Origin of the sequence: Curtobacterium sp. MCLR17_031, from assembly GCF_003234775.2 — a bacterium.
Lineage (GTDB): Bacteria > Actinomycetota > Actinomycetes > Actinomycetales > Microbacteriaceae > Curtobacterium > Curtobacterium flaccumfaciens.
The window spans coordinates 1221660-1241993 of record NZ_CP126270.1; the positions used below are offsets into that span (position 1 = coordinate 1221660).

The 20334-nt window shown below is 70.5% G+C and carries 20 protein-coding genes; 16 read left to right on the top strand and 4 right to left on the bottom strand.

What is annotated here, in order from left to right:
• Positions 1-161 precede the first annotated feature (161 nt).
• Complete coding sequence (locus DEI96_RS05880) at positions 162-2441, top strand: polyribonucleotide nucleotidyltransferase (protein ID WP_110864729.1); 2280 nt, start codon at positions 162-164, stop codon at positions 2439-2441.
• Positions 2442-2530: 89 nt separating this feature from the next.
• On the opposite strand, the gene DEI96_RS05885 is transcribed toward DEI96_RS05880, so the two are convergent.
• Both DEI96_RS05885 and DEI96_RS05890 read right to left on the bottom strand, forming a co-directional pair.
• Positions 2531-3058 carry a YbhB/YbcL family Raf kinase inhibitor-like protein gene (locus tag DEI96_RS05885; RefSeq protein ID WP_111023200.1) on the bottom strand — a complete coding sequence of 176 codons (528 nt, stop codon included), beginning with the start codon at positions 3056-3058 and terminating at the stop codon, positions 2531-2533.
• 261 nt (positions 3059-3319) lie between these two features.
• Positions 3320-3967 carry a TetR/AcrR family transcriptional regulator gene (locus DEI96_RS05890; RefSeq protein WP_110891918.1) on the bottom strand — a complete coding sequence of 216 codons (648 nt, stop codon included), beginning with the start codon at positions 3965-3967 and terminating at the stop codon, positions 3320-3322.
• Between the two features lie 251 nt (positions 3968-4218).
• On the opposite strand from DEI96_RS05890, the gene DEI96_RS05895 reads away from it, so the two are divergent.
• Complete coding sequence (locus tag DEI96_RS05895) at positions 4219-5553, top strand: M16 family metallopeptidase (RefSeq protein ID WP_111023201.1); 1335 nt, start codon at positions 4219-4221, stop codon at positions 5551-5553.
• 8 nt (positions 5554-5561) lie between these two features.
• Entirely contained in the window at positions 5562-6164 is a 603-nt protein-coding gene (locus DEI96_RS05900; protein ID WP_027464756.1) for a histidine phosphatase family protein, read from the top strand.
• A 49-nt stretch (positions 6165-6213) separates the two neighbouring features.
• Here DEI96_RS05900 and DEI96_RS05905 read toward each other — a convergent pair whose 3' ends face one another.
• A complete protein-coding gene (locus tag DEI96_RS05905) occupies positions 6214-6705 on the bottom strand; it encodes a GNAT family N-acetyltransferase (RefSeq protein WP_111023202.1) in 492 nt (163 codons plus the stop codon).
• A gap of 23 nt (positions 6706-6728) precedes the next feature.
• Here DEI96_RS05905 and DEI96_RS05910 point away from each other — a divergent pair, with 23 nt between their 5' ends.
• Both DEI96_RS05910 and DEI96_RS05915 read left to right on the top strand, forming a co-directional pair.
• On the top strand, positions 6729-7475 hold the full coding sequence (locus DEI96_RS05910; RefSeq protein WP_244993428.1) for a 4-hydroxy-tetrahydrodipicolinate reductase: 747 nt from the start codon (positions 6729-6731) through the stop codon (positions 7473-7475).
• A gap of 14 nt (positions 7476-7489) precedes the next feature.
• Positions 7490-7954: a tetratricopeptide repeat protein gene (locus tag DEI96_RS05915; RefSeq protein WP_111023204.1), complete on the top strand. Its 465-nt coding sequence runs from the start codon at positions 7490-7492 to the stop codon at positions 7952-7954.
• Positions 7955-7973: 19 nt separating this feature from the next.
• On the opposite strand, the gene DEI96_RS05920 is transcribed toward DEI96_RS05915, so the two are convergent.
• Entirely contained in the window at positions 7974-8888 is a 915-nt protein-coding gene (locus tag DEI96_RS05920) for a TIGR01777 family oxidoreductase (protein ID WP_110864735.1), read from the bottom strand.
• 38 nt (positions 8889-8926) lie between these two features.
• Between DEI96_RS05920 and DEI96_RS05925 the strand changes: the two genes are divergently transcribed.
• The 11 genes from DEI96_RS05925 (at position 8927) to DEI96_RS05975 (ending at position 20333) form a co-directional block, all read left to right on the top strand.
• Positions 8927-9757 (top strand): thymidylate synthase, encoded by an 831-nt coding sequence (locus DEI96_RS05925; protein WP_111023205.1) that lies wholly within the window; start codon positions 8927-8929, stop codon positions 9755-9757.
• Positions 9757-10257, top strand: a complete 501-nt coding sequence (locus tag DEI96_RS05930) for a dihydrofolate reductase (RefSeq protein WP_111023206.1) — start codon at positions 9757-9759, stop codon at positions 10255-10257. The genes DEI96_RS05925 and DEI96_RS05930 overlap by 1 nt, the downstream gene beginning before the upstream one ends.
• Positions 10258-10381: 124 nt before the next feature.
• A complete protein-coding gene (gene dapA / locus DEI96_RS05935; RefSeq protein ID WP_017885921.1) occupies positions 10382-11359 on the top strand; it encodes a 4-hydroxy-tetrahydrodipicolinate synthase in 978 nt (325 codons plus the stop codon).
• A 49-nt stretch (positions 11360-11408) separates the two neighbouring features.
• A complete protein-coding gene (locus DEI96_RS05940; RefSeq protein WP_111023207.1) occupies positions 11409-13085 on the top strand; it encodes a ribonuclease J in 1677 nt (558 codons plus the stop codon).
• Positions 13086-13215: 130 nt separating this feature from the next.
• Complete coding sequence (locus tag DEI96_RS05945) at positions 13216-16149, top strand: FtsK/SpoIIIE family DNA translocase (RefSeq protein WP_111023208.1); 2934 nt, start codon at positions 13216-13218, stop codon at positions 16147-16149.
• Positions 16150-16154: 5 nt separating this feature from the next.
• Complete coding sequence (gene pgsA, locus DEI96_RS05950) at positions 16155-16799, top strand: CDP-diacylglycerol--glycerol-3-phosphate 3-phosphatidyltransferase (protein WP_181440526.1); 645 nt, start codon at positions 16155-16157, stop codon at positions 16797-16799.
• Positions 16796-17323 carry a CinA family protein gene (locus DEI96_RS05955; protein ID WP_110864739.1) on the top strand — a complete coding sequence of 176 codons (528 nt, stop codon included), beginning with the start codon at positions 16796-16798 and terminating at the stop codon, positions 17321-17323. Before pgsA ends, DEI96_RS05955 begins: the two co-directional genes overlap by 4 nt.
• Positions 17324-17477: 154 nt before the next feature.
• Positions 17478-17786, top strand: a complete 309-nt coding sequence (locus DEI96_RS05960) for a helix-turn-helix domain-containing protein (RefSeq protein ID WP_027464765.1) — start codon at positions 17478-17480, stop codon at positions 17784-17786.
• A gap of 86 nt (positions 17787-17872) precedes the next feature.
• Positions 17873-18097, top strand: coding sequence for a DUF3046 domain-containing protein (locus DEI96_RS05965; protein WP_071405602.1), 225 nt, complete (start codon positions 17873-17875; stop codon positions 18095-18097).
• 272 nt (positions 18098-18369) lie between these two features.
• Positions 18370-19431, top strand: a complete 1062-nt coding sequence (gene recA, locus DEI96_RS05970) for a recombinase RecA (protein WP_027464767.1) — start codon at positions 18370-18372, stop codon at positions 19429-19431.
• Complete coding sequence (locus tag DEI96_RS05975) at positions 19428-20333, top strand: regulatory protein RecX (RefSeq protein ID WP_111023210.1); 906 nt, start codon at positions 19428-19430, stop codon at positions 20331-20333. Before recA ends, DEI96_RS05975 begins: the two co-directional genes overlap by 4 nt.
• Position 20334 lies beyond the last annotated feature (1 nt).

Genomic DNA, 20334 nt, shown 5'->3' on the forward strand with positions numbered 1-20334 from the left:
AGGCCGGGCACGGAGCTGGTCATCGGTGGTGGCTCGCGGGCCGGAACGGTTTCCCGAGTGCTTCTACTGCTGGCCAGACATGCGTCCGGAACGATCGGCGCGCACGCACCATCGAGTGCCGTCGCCACGGCCTGCCGGAAACACATCAAGGAGGCGCCCTTTTGGAGGGTCCCGAGATCAAGTTCGCCGAAGCCGTCATCGACAACGGCAAGTACGGCAAGCGCACCGTCCGGTTCGAGACCGGTCGGCTCGCACAGCAGGCCCAGGGCGCGGTCGCCGCGTACCTGGACGAGGAAACGATGCTCCTCTCGGCCACCAGCGCCGGCAAGCACCCGCGTGAGGGCTTCGACTTCTTCCCGCTGACCGTCGACGTCGAGGAGCGTTCCTACGCCGCCGGCAAGATCCCCGGTTCGTTCTTCCGTCGTGAAGGCCGTCCGTCGACCGAGGCCATCCTCGTCTGCCGTCTGATCGACCGGCCGCTGCGTCCGTCGTTCGTCGACGGCCTCCGCAACGAGGTGCAGATCGTCATCACCGTCCTGAGCATCGCTCCGGACGAGTTCTACGACGCGCTGGCGATCAACGCCGCGTCCGCGTCGACGCAGATCTCCGGTCTGCCGTTCTCCGGCCCGATCGCCGGTGTGCGCCTCGCGCTCATCGGCGACCAGTGGGTCGCGTTCCCGAAGGCCTCGCAGCTCGCCGACGCCGTGTTCGACCTGACCGTCGCCGGTCGTGTCGTCACGGACGAGGCCGGCAACGAGGACGTCGCGATCATGATGGTCGAGGCGGAAGCCACCGAGCACGCCTGGGACCTCATCCAGGGCGGCGCCACGAAGCCCGACGAGGCCATCGTCGCCCAGGGTCTCGAGGCGGCGAAGCCGTTCCTCAAGTCCCTCGTCGACGCGCAGGCCAAGCTCGCCGCGCAGTCGGCCAAGGAGATCCAGGACTTCCCGGTCTTCCCGCCGTACGCGCCCGAGGTCTACTCGGCCGTCGAGGCCCTCGCGCTCTCCGAGCTCGGTGACGTCTACAAGATCGCCGCCAAGACCGAGCGTCAGGACGCCGACGACGCGCTCAAGTCGCGCGTCAAGGCCGCCATCGCCGAGCAGGTCACCGCGGGCTCGCTGCCCGAGGTCGCCAACTCGCAGGTCGGTGCCGCGTACAAGTCGGTCACGAAGAAGGTCGTCCGCGGCCGCATCCTGACCGAGCAGATCCGCATGGACGGCCGCGGCCTCGCCGACATCCGTCCGCTCGACGCCGAGGTCGCCGTGATCCCGCGCGTCCACGGTTCGGCGATCTTCCAGCGCGGCGAGACGCAGATCCTCGGCGTCACCACGCTGAACATGCTCAAGATGGAGCAGCAGATCGACTCGCTGTCGCCCGTCACGAAGAAGCGCTACCTGCACCACTACAACTTCCCGCCCTACTCGACCGGTGAGACCGGCCGCGTGGGTTCGCCGAAGCGTCGCGAGATCGGGCACGGCTTCCTCGCCGAGCGCGCCCTCGTGCCGGTGCTGCCGTCGCGTGACGAGTTCCCGTACGCCATCCGTCAGGTCTCCGAGGCGCTCAGCTCCAACGGCTCGACCTCGATGGGTTCCGTCTGCGCCTCGACCCTGTCGCTGCTCAACGCCGGTGTGCCCCTCAAGGCCCCGGTCGCCGGCATCGCGATGGGCCTGGTCTCCGACACCGTCGACGGCCAGACCCGCTACGCGGCCCTGACCGACATCCTCGGTGCGGAAGACGCCCTCGGCGACATGGACTTCAAGGTCGCCGGTACCTCGGAGTTCGTCACCGCGATCCAGCTCGACACCAAGCTCGACGGCATCCCGTCGACGGTGCTCGACGCGGCGCTCAAGCAGGCCAAGGAGGCCCGCTCGGCCATCCTCGGTGTGCTGAACGAGGCCATCGACGCCCCCGACGAGATGGCGGACACCGCTCCTCGCGTCATCTCGGTGCAGATCCCCGTCGACAAGATCGGCGAGCTGATCGGCCCGAAGGGCAAGACGATCAACGGCATCCAAGACACCACCGGTGCCGACATCTCGATCGAGGACAACGGCACCGTCTACATCGGCGCCGTCGACGGTCCGTCGGCCGAGGCCGCTCGTGCCCAGGTCAACGCGATCGCGAACCCGACCAACCCGGAGATCGGGGACCAGTTCCTCGGCACCGTCGTGAAGATCGCCACCTTCGGCGCCTTCGTGTCGCTGCTCCCGGGCCGTGACGGTCTGCTCCACGTCTCCGAGGTCCGCAAGCTCGCCGGTGGCAAGCGTGTGGAGAACGTCGAAGACGTGCTCGGCGTCGGCCAGAAGGTCCTCGTCGAGGTCACCAAGGTGGACGACCGCGGCAAGCTGTCGCTCGCGCCGGTCGTGGCCGACGAGACCGAGGGTGACTCCACCTCGGCCGAGACGGTCCGCGCCCACGCCGAGGACCCGGCCGAGGGCTGATCCTCCCCGCGTCCTGACGCACGAACGGCCGCCGTCCCTTCCGGGGCGGCGGCCGTTCGCCGTTGCGGGGCAGGTGCCACGCGTGTCCGTCAGGCTGCGGGGGTCTCCTGCGTGCCCATGAGCTGTGCGCGCCCGAGCAGGTGTCCACGGAGCATGAAGCCCACGACCGCGGGGGTCGCGTCGGCGGGGACCTCGAGCACGGGGACGTCGAGGGCGCTCAGCGTGAAGAAGTAGCGGTGCACACCGTGGCCCGCGGGCGGAGCAGCCCCGAGGAACGTGTCCGTGCCGAACTCGTTGCGGCGGCGGAGTGCCTCCGCGGGCAGCAGGGCGTCATCGGTGCCGGCGCCCGCGGGGAGCGAGGTCGCCGAGCCCGGGATGTCCGTCAGGCTCCAGTGCCAGAAGCCGGAGCCGGTCGGGGCATCGGGGTCGTAGACGGTCAGGACGAAGCTCTTCGTGCCCTCGGGTGCGTCCGACCACTCGAGTACGGGGGAGCGGTCCTCACCGCCGACGTCGGAGCCGCGTGCCGAGGTGGGCAGCTCGCCTCCGTCGGTGAAGTCGGGGCTCGTCAGGGTGAAGGACGGGACGTCGGGCAGGTTCCAGTTGGGGTCGTTGGCCATGCCTCAAGCCAACACCCGCCGGCTCGGGCTGCGCTCGGTGCGCGCGCGGGGCTGTGGGAGTTCGCACAGGACGGCCTGGAGGCGCAGCGCGGGCCCGCCACGGGCCTCCCGTCCGGCCGCGGTCGCCTCGACCGCCCCGCGAAAGCGACGGATGTGCGTCGCGCGGGTGCGTCGGTGCCGCGAAGGCGACAGGATGCCGCGAACATTTGGCGGTGATCTGTCGCTTTCGCGAAAGCGACAGCGCTGGCGGCGAGCCGGGCGTCAGCCCGCGAGCACCCGGTCCACCACGCGGTTGAGCGCAGCGGTGGCGGCGATCGCGTCACCGGCGTACGCGCCGGCCATCGCACCGTCGCGCGCGAGCATGAGCTCGTCGGCGCCGTCGCCGGGCAGGGGGTGTCCGGCCTCCTGCAGCAGGGTCGCGAGTCGCTCGGTGTACCAGTCGCGGTGCACGGCGACGACCTGGCGGACCGGGTCGCGCGGGTCGTGGTACTCGGCGGCGGCGTGCAGGAACGCGCAGCCGCGGAACGCCGGGTCGTTGACGTCGTCGGCCAGCGCGGCGACCCACGCACGGACGGCCCGCTCGGGGGAGCCGGCGTCGGCGATGAGCTGCTCCATCCGCTCCTGCACGCGCTCGTGCTGGGTGCGGATGTAGGCCAGGATCAGGTTGTCCTTCGACCCGTAGTGCTTGTAGAACGTCGCCTTCGTGACGCTCGCCTCGGAGATGAGACGGTCGACGCCGACGCTGTGGATGCCCTCTTCGTAGAAGAGCCGCGTGGCGGTCTCGAGGACACGGACCTTCGCGCCGCCGGAGCGGGGAGTCGGGGGGACGCTCGACCCGTCCGGCGACGCGAGGTTCGTGCTCGGGCCGGGGAGACGCTGGACGGCCGGTTGGGGGGAATCGACCGTCACAGCGTGTACTCCTCGGACTCATCGGCTCCGCGACCGGAGTGGGGGGACTCGGTGGTCGCGCAGGACTGATGCCCCGAGCCGCCGGATCGGAACTTAGGGGGGCTTTCGATCCGGCGTGGCCAACAGTAGCACAAGGAGGACAGACAGACGAGTCGGTCTGTCCACATTTTCTGTACCCCACTTCGAGTGGCACGCGACCGAGACCGGGAAACTGGGCGGGAGGCATCGCCGGATCAGTAGGCTCGTCTGCGATGAACCAGCCAGTGCCACTGCCGCTCGGGGCCCCGGACACGTCGTTCCTGACGTCCGGCGGAGCCTTCGTCCGTCGCACCGTGCTGCCCTCGGGCGTCCGTGTGCTGACCGAGGCGGTGCCGGGTGCCGCGTCGACGAGCATCGGGTTCTGGGTCGGCGTCGGTTCGCGGGACGAGCGCGACGGGCAGTTCGGGTCGACGCACTTCCTCGAACACCTGCTCTTCAAGGGCACCGAGACCCGATCGGCGCTCGACATCGCCATCGCGTTCGACTCGGTCGGCGGTGAGCACAACGCTGCGACCGCCAAGGAGTACACCTGCTACTACGCACGGGTCCGGGACACCGACGTCCCGATGGCCGTGAACGTCATCGGTGACATGGTCACCGGTTCCGTGCTCGAACCGGACGCCTTCGCCGTCGAGCGCGGGGTCATCCTCGAAGAGCTCGCGATGGCCGCCGACGACCCGGCCGACGTCGCGGGCGAAGCGTTCTTCGCCGCGGCCTTCGGCGGACATCCCCTCGGCCGTCCGATCGGCGGCACCCCGGACAGCATCCGTGCGGTCCAGCGGGACGAGGTACTGGCCCACTACCGCGAGCACTACGCGCCGAACGGCATCGTCGTCACTGCCGCCGGCGCCGTCGACCACGACCGGTTCTGCGAGCTCGTCGCCGGCGTCTTCCACGACGCCCCCGACGCCGACCCGCTGCCGCGCCGCACGCCCGAGACCGTGGCCGACCCGGTCGAGGCGAAGCTGACCGTGGTGCACCGCCCGACCGAGCAGGTCAGCATGCTCCGCGGGTCGCAGGGCCTCGACCTGCGTGACGACCGCCGTCCCTCGCTCAGCGTCCTGAACGCCGTGCTCGGTGGGGGCATGAGCTCACGCCTGTTCCAGGAGGTCCGTGAGCGCCGCGGTCTGGCCTACGCGGTCTCGTCGTTCGCCCCGGCCTACCTGGACAACGGTGCCTTCGGTGTCTACGCCGGCTGCGCGCCGGACAACGTCGCCGGTGTCGTCGACATCGTCGACGCCGAGTTCCGCCGGATGGTCGACCACGGCATCACCGACGACGAGCTCCGACGTGCCAAGGGCCAGATCGAGGGCGCGCTGACGCTCTCGCTCGAGGACTCCGACGCCCGCATGACCCGGCTCGGCCGCTCCGAGCTCGGCACCGGCGAGTACACCGACCTGTCCACGGCGCTCGAGCGTGTCGACGGCGTCACGACCGACGGCGTGCTCGAACTCGCGCGCGACCTGCTGACCCGGCCGACGATCACCTCGGTCGTCGGTGCCGTGCAGCAGGACGAACTCGCCGCGGCCATCGGGATCGGCAGCTGAGCACGGACATGTCGCACTACCTGTACCTCGTCCGGCACGGCGAACACCAGGACGCCGAACACGGCCTGCGGGACGGCAAGCTCTCCGAACGCGGCAAGCGCCAGGCGACCCTGATCGCGGACCGTCTCGGCGGTGTGCCCTTCGACGGCGTCTACCACTCGCCGCTCGAGGCCCCGAGCGAGACCGCCGCGTTCCTGTCGCAGCGCCTGCCGTCGATCCAGCCCGAGCCCTCGACCCTGCTGTTCGACTGCATCCCCTCGGGCCCGACCCCGGACATGCCGCACGCCTACCAGGGCTGGTACGGCGGCATCACCGAAGAGGAGATCGTCGCCGGGCAGGCCCAGATGGGCGACGCGGTGTCGGAGTGGTTCACCCCGGCGCGCGAGGACCGGCACGACCTGCTGATCACCCACAACGCCGTGATCGGCTGGTTCGTGCGCGAGGCGTTCCAGGCCCCCGAGTGGCGCTGGATGGGCACGAACGTCGCCCACACCGCGCTCACGATCATCCGGATCCGTTCGGCGAAGCCCGCCGAGGTCGTCACGCTGAACGACCTGGCCCACCTGCCGGTGGAGCTGCGCACGGGTTTGCCCGTCGACCAGCCCGTCTAGCGGCTGCCCGTCCGGTCGGCGGTGGCGCGGCCGGGAGGCCCGCGGCGGCTCAGACGATCGGCTTGCGGTACCAGGCGGTCGCGTTCGGGTTGTCGTTGAACGGCTCGACCCGCTGGTACCCGCGGCCGCGGTACATCGCGCCGGCCGCCACGAGCGAGTCGTTCGTGTCGAGGACGATGCTCGTCGCGCCGAGGTCCGCCCCGGCCCGCTCGAGCAGGTCCATCACGGCCGTCGCGACGCCCGTGCCGCGCCCGGCCGGCGCCACGAAGACGTGCTTGACCTCGAACCGGACGTCGACGGCGCCGGTCGCGTCGACCCCGTCCGCGATCCGACGGATGCCGCCGCAGCCGACCGCGACGCCGTCGTCGTACGCCACCGCGAACACCCCGCTCGGCGGCGTGAACTCGGCCGCAGGGGTGCGCTTCCGCGAGTACGTGCCCTGCGCGCTCGGGAACGTCGCCTCGCGCTCGTCCAGGTACGCGTCGAGCAGCACGTCGACCTCGGGCAGATCGGCCGGCACGGTCCTGACCTCGACTGACATGCGTCGATCCTAGGATGGACCGCATGGTCACTCCCGTCGCCGTCGTCGGCGCCACCGGTCGTCTCGGGGGCCTCGTGGCGTCCGTCGTCGAGGAACTCCTGGACTTCGAACTCGTCGCCCGCCTGTCGTCGAAGGACGGCGCGCACGAGGCGCCGCCGTCGGTCTTCGGCGGCGCGGCCCTGGTGGTCGACGTGACGGTGCCGTCGCTCAGTCCGGCGATCGTGGAGAACGCGCTGTCGAGCGGCGCGAACGTGCTCGTCGGCACCTCCGGCTGGTCGCTCGACCGGCTCGCGAAGCTCCGCACCGGGCTGCGGGAACGCCCGGACCAGGGGGTGCTCGTGGTCCCGAACTTCTCGATCGGCTCTGTGCTCGGCACGCACCTGGCGACGATCGCGGCACCGTGGTTCCCGGCCGCCGAGATCGTCGAGACCCACCACGCCGGCAAGATCGACTCGCCCTCGGGCACCGCGGTGCGCACCGCCGAGCTGATGGCCGACGCCCGGCGCGAGGTCGGTCCCGTGGACGCCCCGCACGTGGACCAGCGCGCCCGCGGCCAGCAGGTCGCCAGCGTGCCCGTCCACTCGCTCCGGCTTCCCGGGGTGAAGGCCGTGCAGGACGTCGTGCTGAGCGGACCCGGCGAGACGCTGACGATCCGGCACGACACCAACGACGACGTCGCCTACGTGGCGGGCATCCGTGCGGCGCTGGCGAACGTGGTGTCGGCGCGCGGCCTCACCGTGGGCCTCGGCAGCGTCCTCGGCATCGGCTGACCGCCGTGGGTCGGATGGAGCGGGCCGGACGCACGATCCGCTCGCCGTTCTGGGGTGCAGCGCTGATGGCGGTGCTGCTCGCCCTGTACATCGTGCTCGTCGGGCAGCGCGCCGTCGCCTTCATCGCGACCGGGATCCCGATCGGCATCGGCATCGGCGTCGCGCTGTTCGTCGTCGCCGCGATCGGGGCGCTCCTGCTCGTGCTGGAGTTCCGCTTCGGCATCCGCATCACCCGGCTCGGCGCGCGGCTCGAGGCCGAGGGCGGCACCCCGGACGACGTCGTCCCGGTGCGGCCGTCGGGCCGGCCGATCCGCGACGCCGCCGACGAGCTGTTCCCGCGGTACCGCGACGCGGTCGAGCAGGACCCGGCCGACTGGCGTGCCTGGTACCGGCTCGGTGTGGTCTACGACGCCGCCGGTGACCGCAAGCGCGCACGGTCGGCGATGCGCACCGCCCTGGCGCGCGCCACCGACCGCTGACCGCGGGCTGATCCGCGGATCAGAAGACGGCGTCGATCGCGTCCGCCGCCTGCGTGTACCGGAACGTGTAGCCGGACTCGAGCAGCTTCGTGGGGACCATCCGCTGGCTCGACAGGAGCATGTCGTCGGCGGCGTCCCGCAGCGCCAGGCGCAGGGCGAACTCGGGGATCCGGAAGAGGTACGGGCGGTGCAGGACCTCGGCGACGTGCTTCGTGATGCGGTCGGCGACGACGGGCTCGGGGCCCGCCAGGTTCACCGGACCGGACACGTCCGGTGCCGCGGTCGCCAGGTGCACGATGGCGCCGACCTCGTCCTCGAGCGCGATCCACGGCCAGTGCTGGCCGCCGGTGCCGAGCCGGCTGCCGACGCCGAGCTTCGTGAGCGGGACGAGCGGCGCGAGTGCACCGCCGCCCTTGCCGATGACGATGCCGGTCCGGAGCGTGACGACCCGGACCCCGGCGGGAGCGGCGTTCGCGGCGGCTTCCCACGCGGTGCAGACGTCGGCGAGGAAGCCCGTGCCCGGGGCGGCGTCGTCCTGCAGCACGTCGGCCGGGCGGTCGCCGTACACGCCCGAGGCCGAGCCCGACAGGAACAGCGCCGGGGGAGTGGCGGCGTGCCGCATCGCCTCGACCAGGGTGTCGGTGGCGTCGATGCGCGAGCTGCGGATCTCCTTGCGGTAGGCGTCCGTCCACGGCAGCTTGCCGATGTTCGCGCCGGCCAGGTTGATCACCACGTCGGCTCCGTCGAGGATCGCCGGGTCGAGCGGACGCCGCCCCGGTGCCCAGCGGAACTCGGTCGCGGTGCGCGCTTCGCGGCGGACGAGCGTGGTGACGTGGTGCCCCGCCTCGCGCAGGGCACGGACGAGGGGCGTCCCGATGAACCCGGACGAGCCGGCCACCAGGATCGAGAGCGGTTGTTCCGTCGTGTCGGGCATGCCCGCAACGCTACTCACACCGACGTAGGCTTCTGTGTGTGACCGACAGCGAGACCGTACAGCCCGACGCCTCCGTCCCGACGCCCTACGAAGACCTGCTCCGCCGGGTCCTGACCGAGGGCTCGCCGAAGGGTGACCGCACCGGCACCGGCACCCGGAGCCTGTTCGGCGCACAGCTCCGCTACGACCTGTCGAAGGGCTTCCCCCTCGTCAGCACCAAGCGCGTGCACTTCAAGTCGGTCGCGTACGAGCTCCTCTGGTTCCTCCGTGGCGAGGGCAACGCCACCTGGCTGCAGGAGCACGGTGTCCGGATCTGGAACGAGTGGGCGGACGCCGACGGCGACCTCGGCCCGGTGTACGGCGTGCAGTGGCGCTCGTGGCCCACCCCCTCGGGTGAGCACGTCGACCAGATCGCCCAGGTCATCGACCAGATCAAGACGAACCCGGACAGCCGCCGTCTCATCGTCTCGGCATGGAACGTGGCCGACGTGCCGGACATGGCGCTCGCCCCGTGCCACGCCTTCTTCCAGTTCTTCGTCAACGACGGCAAGCTCTCGTGCCAGCTCTACCAGCGGAGCGCCGACATGTTCCTCGGCGTCCCGTTCAACATCGCCTCGTACGCGCTGCTGACCCACATGATCGCGGCGCAGACCGGGCTCGAGGTCGGCGACTTCGTCTGGACCGGCGGCGACTGCCACATCTACGACAACCACGTCGAACAGGTCGAGGAGCAGCTGTCCCGCACGGCGTACCCGATGCCGACGCTCGAACTCGCTCCGCGCGACTCGATCGACGACTACGAGTACGAGGACTTCACCGTCGTCGGTTACGAGCACCACCCGGCGATCAAGGCCGCGGTCGCCGTCTGATGATCGGCATGGTCTGGGCCCGCTCGACCACCGGCGTCATCGGTGCCGACGGCGGCATGCCCTGGCACGTGCCCGAGGACCTGGCGCACTTCAAGCAGGTCACCGGCGACGCGACCGTGCTGATGGGCCGGCGCACCTGGGAGTCCCTGCCCGAGCGCTTCCGGCCGCTGCCCGGTCGGCGCAACGCCGTGCTCACCCGGGACACGACGTGGACGGCCGACGGCGCCGAGGTCGTGCACGACCTGCAGGCCGAACTCGAGCGTGCCGACAGCGCCGACGAGACCGTGTGGGTGATCGGCGGCGGTCAGGTGTACGCCGCCGCAGTCGACGCGGCCGACCACGTCTCCGAGACCGTGATCGACGTCGACGTCCCCGGCGACACCGTCGCACCGACGCTCGACGAGACTGCCGGTTGGACGCTCACCGACGAGGGCCCGTGGCAGGAGTCCCGCAACGGCGGCACCCGCTACCGGTTCCTGGAGTGGCAGCGCCGCGCCTGAGCGCCCGCCCCGCCGGGCGTGACCGGCGGGACGGACGTGATCCGGGCCTCCCGGCCGCGCCACAGGCAGGCGACCGTCCACACGGACGGCGGCCTCCGCGCGCATCCCCGGTACGCTGGTGCCCGTGTCCCCGCGTGAGAATCCCTTCGGTCAGGTCCTCGTCGCTCTCGTGACCCCGTTCACGGCCGACGGAGAGGTCGACTGGCCCGGCGTCGAGCAGCACATCGACGACTGCATCACCGCCGGCGCCGACGGCATCGTCGTCACCGGCACGACCGGCGAGACGTCGACGCTGACCGACCCGGAGAAGCTCCGGCTGGTCGAGGTCGGCAAGTCCGTGGCCGCCGGCCGCGCGAAGATCATCACGGGCGGTGGCTCGAACGAGACCGCGCACGCGATCCACCTGTACAAGCAGAGCGAGAAGGCCGGCGCGGACGGCGTGATGATCGTCACGCCGTACTACAACAAGCCGACGCAGTCGGGTGTCCTCACCCACTTCCGGATGATCGCGGACGCCACCGACCTGCCGGTGATCCTGTACGACATCCCGGGCCGCACCGGCATCCCGATCACGTACGACACGATCCTGCGTGCGTCGAAGCACCCGAACATCCTCGCCGTGAAGGACGCCAAGGGCGACTTCGCCGAGGTCTCGCGCGTGCTGAACAACACCGACCTCATGTACTTCTCCGGCGACGACACGAACGTGCTCCCGCACCTGTCGATCGGCGCCACCGGCCTGATCGGCGTGACCGCGAACATCACGAGCGCGCCGTACCGCACCATCGTCGACGCCGTGAACCGGGGCGACCTGGCCACCGCGACGGCCGAGCACAAGCGACTCGAGCCGCTCGTCCGCGCCGTGATGACGCACGTTCCCGGTACCGTGGCCGCGAAGTACATCCTGCACGGGCTCGGCCGCATCGGCAGCCCGCGCGTCCGACTGCCGCTCGTCGGCCCCGAGGACTCCGAGGCGTACGCCATCGAGACCTCACTCGAAGCCGTGCGCGACGTGCCCGGCGCCGACTTCTCGAACTTCCGCCCCGACCGCAACGCGGCGGCCGGCGGTGCACTACCGAAGGTGCCAGGCACCACCCGCTAGCGAACACCGCGGCGCGCAGCACGCGCGTCGCCCGAATCCGTAGGACCGAATGCCCACACAGATCTCCGAACCGCAGCCGCTCGAAGCCGGCACCCTCCGCGTCGTCCCCATCGGGGGCCTCGGCGAGATCGGTCGCAACATGACCGTCTACGAGTACGAGGGCAAGCTGCTCATCGTCGACGCCGGCGTGCTGTTCCCCGAGGAGCACCAGCCCGGTGTCGACCTGATCCTGCCGGACTTCTCGCCGATCCGTGACCGCCTCGACGACGTCCTCGGTGTCGTGCTCACGCACGGCCACGAAGACCACATCGGCGCCGTCCCGTACCTGCTCAAGCTCCGCGACGACATCCCGCTGATCGGCTCCACGCTGACCCTGGCGCTCGTCGAGGCGAAGCTCAAGGAACACCGGATCAAGCCGTACACGCTCGTCGTGGCCGAGGACCAGACCGAGCAGATCGGCCCGTTCCACCTCGAGTTCGTCGCCGTGAACCACTCCATTCCGGACGCCCTCGCCGTCGCGATCACGACCCCCGCCGGTCGTGTGCTGCACACGGGTGACTTCAAGATGGACCAGCTCCCGCTGGACGACCGCATCACCGACCTCCGTGCGTTCGCCCGTCTGGGCGAGGCCGGCGTGGACCTGTTCCTGCCGGACTCCACGAACGCCGACGTGCCGGGCTTCACCGCTCCGGAGCGCGACATCGGCCCGGTGCTCGAGAACATCATCATGCGCGCCCGCAAGAAGGTCGTCGTGGCGAGCTTCTCGTCGCACGTGCACCGCGTGCAGCAGGTCCTCGACGCCGCCGCGGCCGCGAACCGCAAGGTCGCGTTCATGGGGCGCTCGATGATCCGCAACATGACGATCGCCGCCGACCTCGGGTACCTGCGGGTGCCGGAGAACGTGCTCATCGACACGAAGAAGGCGAAGAACGTCCCCGACGACCAGATCGTCTACATGTCGACCGGGTCGCAGGGTGAGCCGATGGCCGTCCTGGCCCGCATGGCGAACCTCGAGCACCAGATCGAGATCGGCGAGGGCGACACCGTCATCCTCGCGTCGTCGCTCATCCCGGGCAACGAGAACGCCGTGTACCGCGTCATCGACGGGCTGACCAAGCTCGGTGCGAAGGTCGTGCACAAGGGCAACGCGAAGGTGCACGTCTCCGGACACGCCTCCGCCGGCGAGCTGCTCTACTGCTACAACATCCTGCGGCCGCGCAACGTGCTCCCCGTCCACGGCGAGCACCGCCACCTGTACGCGAACGCCGACCTGGCGATCCAGACGGGTGTCCCGCCGCGCAACGTGATCCTCGGGCAGGACGGCATCGTCGTCGACCTGAAGGACGGCGTCGCGACGGTCGCCGGCCAGCTCGACATCGGCTACGTGTACGTCGACGGCTCCACCGTCGGCGAGATCACCGACGCCGACCTGAAGGACCGCCGCGTCCTGGCCGAAGAGGGCTTCATCTCGGTCTTCTGCGCGGTGGACTTCACCACCGGGCAGTGCGTGATCGGCCCGGAGATCCAGTCGCGCGGCTTCGCCGAGGACGACTCCGTGTTCGACGACGTCCGCCCGCAGATCGCCAAGGCGATCTCCGAGGCCGCGGCCAACGGCACGCGCGACTCGCACGCCTTCGCGCAGGTCGTCCGGCGCACGGTTGGTCGCTGGGTGAACACGAAGCACCGTCGTCGTCCGATGATCGTCCCGGTGGTCATCGAGGCGTAGGGCCCGTTCGCGGGTGGGCGCGCGTTCGCGTTCGCGTCCGTCCCCGCCCTGGAGGCCCGTCCAGCGTCCGTCACGGACGCTGCGGCGGGCCTTCCTGCGTTTGTCCTGAGCGGGCGTTAGGGTTCTGCCCATGGCCGGAGGCACCAAGTCGACCACGCGCTCGCGCGCGTCCACGTCGTCCCGTGGCAACGGGACGCGCGGTTCGTCGCGCACCCAGGCCACGACGAAGAAGCTGCCGCAGGCTGCACCCACACCGGTGTTCCGCGAGCAGAACCCGCTCGTGACCTTCTGGCTCGCGATGGCGCACGGCGTCGGCGCGATGTTCCGGCTGCTCGGCAAGGAGACCCTCGAGAAGGACCAGCGGCGCGACGGGTTCCCGTTCCTGCTGTTCCTGCTGGCCATCGCCGGCGGGGTCGTCGAGTGGCTCAACCCGACCAACAGCGTCTCCGTCGCACTCGACGCGTACACGTTCGGCGGGCTGTTCGGCCGCCTGGCGTTCGCCCTGCCCGTCATCATGATCGTGTTCGCCGGGTGGTTGTTCCGGCACCCGGCCTCGGTGCACGACAACACCCGGATCGGCATCGGCCTGGGCATCCTGATCGTGTCGATCGCCTCGCTCTGCCACGTCTTCGGCGGCCGTCCGAGCGCGGCCGACGGCATGCCCGCACTGGCCGCTGCCGGTGGGGTGCTCGGCTGGGTGGTCATCGGCTGGCTCGTCACGATCGCGACCGCCTGGGTGGCCGTGCCCGTGGCGATCGTGCTGCTGGTGCTCTCGCTCTTCATCATCACCAAGACGCCGCCGAACAAACTCGGACGCCGGCTGCACGAGCTCTACGCCTACCTGTTCGGCGCACCTGCCCCCGCAGCCGAGCCCGAGGCCGACGCCGCCGCCGTGACGGAGCCCGCCGCCCGCGCCCGCACGTCGAAGCGCGGCAAGAAGGGCGACACCGACTTCCAGCTGTTCGACGACCTCGGGTTCGGTGACGAGCAGGCCGCTGCCGACGCCGAAGCCGGTGGCGACAACGTGCCGTGGTGGCGCCGGAACAAGTCCGGGCGCGAAGAGGACCCGGCGTACGACAGCCCCGTGCTGCCCCCGGCCACCGGCGTTGCCCCGGCTGCCGCTGCCGTCGCACCAGCTGCCCCCGTCGCGCCCGCTGCGCCCGCCGCGAGTCCGAACGCCGGCGCCGCCGCCGGGCTCGTCGACCTCACGCCGGCCGAGCCCGCGTCGGTCAACCTCAACGACTCCGTCGAGCAGGACCTGCAGGACGCCGAGCAGGCGCTCCGCGCGTTCGGCACCGACGTCCCCGCGCGGCCGGAGCCGACCGCCGACGTCCGTCCCGCGGTGCCCGAGGTACTGGCCGAGCCCGAGATCGTCGACGAGGCAGAGGACATCGACGCCGCCGCCGAGCTCAGCGCAGCCGCCGCCGGTTCCGACGACGATCCGTCGAAGCCCTACCGACTGCCCGCCGCCACGACGCTGAGTTCCGGAACGCCCTCGGTCGCGCGGAGCCAGGCGAACGACGACATCGTCGCCGCGATCACCGGGGTGCTCACCGAGTTCAAGGTCGACGCGAAGGTCACCGGGTTCTCCCGCGGGCCGACGGTGACCCGGTACGAGATCGAGCTCGGCCCCGGCGTCAAGGTCGAGCGCGTCACGGCCCTGTCGAAGAACCTGTCGTACGCGGTGGCCTCCAACGAGGTCCGCATCCTGTCGCCGATCCCGGGCAAGAGCGCCATCGGCGTCGAGATCCCGAACACCGACCGCGAGATCGTCTCGCTCGGCGACGTGCTGCGTTCGAACGCCGCCCGCAAGTCGAAGCACCCGATGACGATCGGCGTCGGCAAGGACGTCGAGGGCGGCTTCGTCGTCGCCAACCTGGCGAAGATGCCGCACCTGCTCGTCGCCGGCTCGACCGGTTCCGGCAAGTCGGTGTTCATCAACTCGATGATCACGTCGCTGCTCATGCGCGCGAAGCCGTCTGAGGTCCGCATGGTCCTGGTCGACCCGAAGCGCGTCGAGCTCTCGATCTACGCCGGTGTCCCGCACCTCATCACCCCCATCATCACGAACCCGAAGAAGGCGGCCGAAGCGCTGCAGTGGGTCGTGAAGGAGATGGACATGCGGTACGACGACCTGGCGTCGTTCGGGTTCCGCCACGTCGACGACTTCAACAAGGCGATCGAGAACAACGAGATCGTCCTGCCGGCGGGCAGCGAGAGGAAGCTCAAGCCGTACCCGTACCTGCTCGTCGTCGTCGACGAGCTCGCGGACCTCATGCTCGTGGCGCCCCGCGACGTCGAGGAGTCGATCGTCCGCATCACCCAGCTCGCCCGCGCCGCCGGCATCCACCTGGTGCTCGCGACGCAGCGCCCCTCGGTCGACGTCATCACCGGCCTGATCAAGGCGAACGTGCCGTCGCGCATCGCCTTTGCAGTGACGAGCGTCACGGACTCCCGCGTCATCCTCGACCAGCCGGGCGCCGACAAGCTCATCGGTCAGGGCGACGCGCTCTTCCTGCCGATGGGCTCGTCCAAGTCGCTCCGCGTGCAGGGCGCCTGGGTGCAGGAGGGCGAGGTCGCCGAGGTTGTCCAGCACGTCACGCGGCAGGCGCAGCCCGAGTACCGCCAGGACGTCCAGGCCGTGGTCGAGCGCAAGGAGATCGACGCCGACATCGGCGACGACCTCGAACTGCTGCTCGCGGCCGTCGAGCAGGTCGTGTCGACCCAGTTCGGTTCGACGTCGATGCTGCAGCGCAAGCTCCGCGTCGGCTTCGCCAAGGCCGGTCGCCTGATGGACCTGATGGAGTCGCGCGACATCGTCGGGCCGTCCGAGGGCTCGAAGGCCCGCGACGTCCTGGTGACCGCCGACCAGCTGCCCGCGGTGCTCGCGAAGCTCCGTGGCGAGGAGCCGCCCGCCGCGGCCGCTCCGGCAGCGCCGGCCCCGACGCCGCCCGGCGACGGTGACCGCTACGGAGCAGACCCCGTTGGCGACATGACCCGCGGGTACGATGAAGTCCACGACGAGCCCGATGAGGACGCGTGGGGACTGACGGGCAGGGAGTGACGGCGATGACCGCCTCGGACAGCACGAACACCACGCACGGCGCACGGTTCCCGTGGCGCGGGCGGCTGCTGCGCAAGGGCCCCGGCCCGGCGTCGACCGCGAACGTCGCGAACATCATCACGGTGGTGCGCATCCTGATGGCGCCGCTGTTCTTCGTCCTGCTGCTCGCGGACGCCGGCAACGACGGCCCCCTGCGCATCTGGGCAGCGGTCGTCTTCGTCGTGGCCATCGTCACGGACAGCGCCGACGGCATCATCGCCCGTCGGCAGAACCTGGTCACGGACTTCGGCAAGCTCGTCGACCCGATCGCCGACAAGGTGCTCATCGGTGGTGCGCTCGTCGCGCTGTCGATCCTGCAGGAGCTGCCCTGGTACGTCACCGTGCTGATCATGGTGCGCGAGATCGGCATCACGGTCTTCCGGTTCGCGGTGCTCTCCGACCGGGTGATCCCGGCCAGCCGCGGCGGCAAGATCAAGACCGTGCTGCAGGCCGTCGCCTTGACGGCCGCGCTGTTCCCGTGGTGGAACCTGGTCGGCGACTGGGCGCACTGGGTCAACGGCATCCTGATGACGGCCGCGTTCCTGGCAACGATCCTGAGCGGGATCGACTACCTCTGGCAGGCATGGAAGCACAACCGCACCACCGCATGACCGGACCCGACCGCTCGACGCAGGCCGCGCCTCCCGTCCCGGTCGCACCGGGGCTCATCGCCGAGCTGACGGCGCGGGGCGAGACCCTCGCCGTGGCGGAGTCGCTGACCGGCGGACTCGTCGTCGCGACCCTCGTCGACGTGCCCGGCGCGAGCGCCGTCGTCCGCGGCGGCGTCGTGGCCTACGCGACGCCCGTGAAGCACTCGGTGCTCGGGGTCTCGGCGGAGCTGCTCGAGGCCGAGGGCGCCGTGCACCCCGAGGTCGCCCGGCAGATGGCCGCCGGTGTCCGGATCGCGCTGTCGGTCGACGGGGAACCCGCGACGTGGGGGATCAGCACGACGGGCGTCGCCGGCCCGGACCCGCAGGACGGCAAGCCCGTCGGCACCGTGTACGTGGGGATCGCGTCCGCCGCGGGGGCTGAGGCCTTCGAGCTGCACCTCGACGGTGACCGGGGAGCAATCCGCCACGCCACCGTCTCCGAACTCCTTGCACGGATGTCGTCCGAGGTCCGGGGCCGGGAATAGGTCCCGTTTCCACTGGGTTACATCTCACGAAATCTCCAGCAGTACGGCAGCCAGCCTGGCTAACATGCTGCAACCGGCAACGCTATTGTTGCTGAACCCGAACTCGATCCACCGGACCGAGCGGGCGCGGAGACGACAGAGAGGAGGAGTTCTCATGGTTCTCGTTCGTCAGGAAATCGGCGATGTGCTCCGGGACTTCCGCTTGCAGAAGGGCCGGACCCTCCGTCAGGTCGCGTCCAAGGCCAGTGTCGCGCTCGGGTACCTCAGTGAGGTCGAGCGCGGGCAGAAGGAAGCCAGCTCGGAGATCCTCGCGTCCGTCGCGGATGCTCTGGACACGCCCATCTCGACCATCATGCGCGAAGTGGGCGACCGCCTCGCGATCGTCGAGGGGCTGACCCCCGTCCCCGACACGCTCCCGGACGACCTCGTCGCCGAGTTCGACAACGACCTCGCGGTTCGCTGAGCGCACCGCACCGAACGCCCTCGCCGGTCCTTCCCGGCGGGGGCGTTCTGCGTTCCGGCCCACGACCACGCGCCTAGGCTGGTCGGATGCGCGTGAGTGAGTTCTGGCGAGCCGTCGACCAGGTGTTCGGTGAGGCCTACGGTTCCGTGGTCACCCGTGACGTCGTGCTCGAGGGGCTGGGCGGTCGCTCCGCCGTGGACGCCCTCGCCGCCGGCATCGAGGCCCGCCGGGTGTGGGACGCACTGTGTGACTCGCAGGACGTCCCGATGGACCGGCGGCACGGCAAGGGCCTCGCCGAACCCCAGGACTGAGCGGGTCCCGCGGGTCCGCGCACCCGAAACTGTGTTCGGCGTGTTGCTCGAACGCGTGTTCGATCGGTGGTAGCTTCCTCCACAGCGGCGTCGCCCGGATGTTCCATCCACAGATCGCGTGACCGTCGGCAGTGATGTCGGTGGCTCGCCATAGGTTGATGGACATCGGGAACAGCCCGAAGCCTTGTCGCAGAACCATCGGCCTTGCACCATCGGCCGGCGTGGACGCGACAGCCTACAGGCGGCCGAACACGAGCACGAAGGAGCACCCCATGCCATCACCGGCAGACCGCGAGAAGGCCCTCGAGACCGCACTCGCACAGATCGACAGGCAGTTCGGCAAGGGTGCGATCATGCGCCTCGGTTCGGACGAACGCGCCCCCGTCAACGTCATCCAGACCGGGTCGGTGGCGCTGGACGTCGCGCTCGGCATCGGTGGCCTGCCCCGCGGCCGCATCGTCGAGATCTACGGCCCGGAGTCGTCGGGTAAGACGACCCTCACCATCCACGCCATCGCCAACGCCCAGCGCGCCGGTGGCATCGCGGCCTTCATCGACGCCGAGCACGCGCTCGACCCCGAGTACGCCAAGAAGCTCGGTGTCGACATCGACGCACTGCTCGTGTCGCAGCCCGACACCGCCGAGCAGGCGCTCGAGATCGCGGACATGCTGGTCCGCTCCGGCTCCATCGACCTCATCGTCATCGACTCCGTCGCGGCCCTCGTGCCCCGTGCCGAGATCGAGGGCGAGATGGGTGACTCGCACGTCGGTCTCCAGGCCCGCCTCATGTCCCAGGCCCTGCGAAAGCTCGCCGGTGGGTTGAACCAGACGCAGACCACGATGATCTTCATCAACCAGCTGCGTGAGAAGATCGGCGTGTTCTTCGGTTCGCCGGAGACCACCTCGGGCGGTAAGGCGCTGAAGTTCTACGCGTCCGTCCGCCTCGACATCCGCCGCATCGAGACGCTCAAGAGCGGCACCGACGCGGTGGGCAACCGCACGCGCGTCAAGGTCGTCAAGAACAAGATGGCACCGCCCTTCAAGCAGGCCGAGTTCGACATCCTGTACGGCGTCGGCATCTCGCGCGAAGGCTCGCTGCTCGACTTCGGTGTCGACCACGGCATCGTCAAGAAGTCGGGCGCCTGGTACACCTACGACGGCGACCAGCTCGGGCAGGGCAAGGAGAACTCGCGTTCCTTCCTGATCCAGAACCCCGAGATCGCTGCCGACATCGAAGGCAAGATCCTCGCCAAGCTCGGCGTCGGCGGCGCCAAGGCCGAGGACGCCCCGGTCGAGTCGATCGCGCCGAAGCTCGCGGAGCGCAAGGGCGCGTGAGCACCGACCACGACGACGACGGCCTCGCACCGGTCACCGACCTGTTCGGTGCGAGGTCGCGTCGCCGTGCCCCGGTGACGCCGGCGATCCCCGCTCCGCCGGTGTCACCGGACGAACCGCGCGACACCGACGGTTGGGCGCTGCCCGAGCCGGACGAAGGTCGTGCGGACGAGTTCCCCGCGTCGTTCGACGCCGATTCGCCGGTGCCCCTGCACGGTGCCCGCGGGCCGGCAGCATGGGTGTCGCCCGTCATCGGAGACGGCAGCGGGCGCTCGAACCGTGCGGAGCAGGACGGCTACGACTCCGAGACGGCTGACGCCACCACGGCGTCGGTGTTCTCCATCGCCGGCGGCGAGGAGATCGACCCGGCCGACGCACCCCGTCCGCTCGACGAACAGCGCGCGGACGCCGAACGGCTCAGCCTGCGTGCCCTCGGGCGCAAGGGCGTGAGCGAGTCCGAGATGCGGACCCTGCTGCTGCAGCAGGACCTCGACCCCGACGTGGTCGAGCACGAGATCGAGCGGTTGACCCGTGTCGGGCTCCTCGACGACGTCGCCCTCGCCACCGACCTGGTGGATCGACTGCACGCCCGCAAGGGCCTCGGTCGACAGGGTGTCGTGACCGAGCTCCGTCGCCGGGGCATCGGCCAGGTGGCGATCGACACCGCACTCGACGAGGCCGCCGACGACGAGGACGACGAGTTCCTCCGCGCGCAGGAACTCGCCGACAAGCGGGCACCGCAGATGCGCGGGCTCGACCGGGCGACCGCGGAGCGCCGGCTGTCCGGCTTCCTGATGCGCAAGGGCTACAGCTCCGGTGTCGTCCGGATCGCTGTGGCACGTGCCCTCGACGGCGGCGGGAAGCGGCCGCCTTCCGGCCGCGGGACCGTCCGGTTCGAGTAGC

Bases quoted from the DNA above. Each gene is read 5' to 3' on its own strand.
- DEI96_RS05945 (WP_111023208.1), top strand. From the start codon at position 13,216: ATGGCCGGAGGCACCAAGTCGACCACGCGCTCGCGCGCGTCCACGTCG.
- DEI96_RS05920 (WP_110864735.1), bottom strand. From the start codon at position 8,888: ATGCCCGACACGACGGAACAACCGCTCTCGATCCTGGTGGCCGGCTCG.
- pgsA (WP_181440526.1), top strand. From the start codon at position 16,155: ATGACCGCCTCGGACAGCACGAACACCACGCACGGCGCACGGTTCCCG.
- recA (WP_027464767.1), top strand. From the start codon at position 18,370: ATGCCATCACCGGCAGACCGCGAGAAGGCCCTCGAGACCGCACTCGCA.
- DEI96_RS05930 (WP_111023206.1), top strand. From the start codon at position 9,757: ATGATCGGCATGGTCTGGGCCCGCTCGACCACCGGCGTCATCGGTGCC.
- DEI96_RS05910 (WP_244993428.1), top strand. From the start codon at position 6,729: ATGGTCACTCCCGTCGCCGTCGTCGGCGCCACCGGTCGTCTCGGGGGC.
- DEI96_RS05960 (WP_027464765.1), top strand. From the start codon at position 17,478: ATGGTTCTCGTTCGTCAGGAAATCGGCGATGTGCTCCGGGACTTCCGC.
- DEI96_RS05905 (WP_111023202.1), bottom strand. From the start codon at position 6,705: ATGTCAGTCGAGGTCAGGACCGTGCCGGCCGATCTGCCCGAGGTCGAC.
- DEI96_RS05915 (WP_111023204.1), top strand. From the start codon at position 7,490: ATGGAGCGGGCCGGACGCACGATCCGCTCGCCGTTCTGGGGTGCAGCG.
- DEI96_RS05900 (WP_027464756.1), top strand. From the start codon at position 5,562: ATGTCGCACTACCTGTACCTCGTCCGGCACGGCGAACACCAGGACGCC.
- DEI96_RS05940 (WP_111023207.1), top strand. From the start codon at position 11,409: ATGCCCACACAGATCTCCGAACCGCAGCCGCTCGAAGCCGGCACCCTC.
- DEI96_RS05895 (WP_111023201.1), top strand. From the start codon at position 4,219: ATGAACCAGCCAGTGCCACTGCCGCTCGGGGCCCCGGACACGTCGTTC.
- DEI96_RS05955 (WP_110864739.1), top strand. From the start codon at position 16,796: ATGACCGGACCCGACCGCTCGACGCAGGCCGCGCCTCCCGTCCCGGTC.
- DEI96_RS05885 (WP_111023200.1), bottom strand. From the start codon at position 3,058: ATGGCCAACGACCCCAACTGGAACCTGCCCGACGTCCCGTCCTTCACC.
- DEI96_RS05965 (WP_071405602.1), top strand. From the start codon at position 17,873: ATGCGCGTGAGTGAGTTCTGGCGAGCCGTCGACCAGGTGTTCGGTGAG.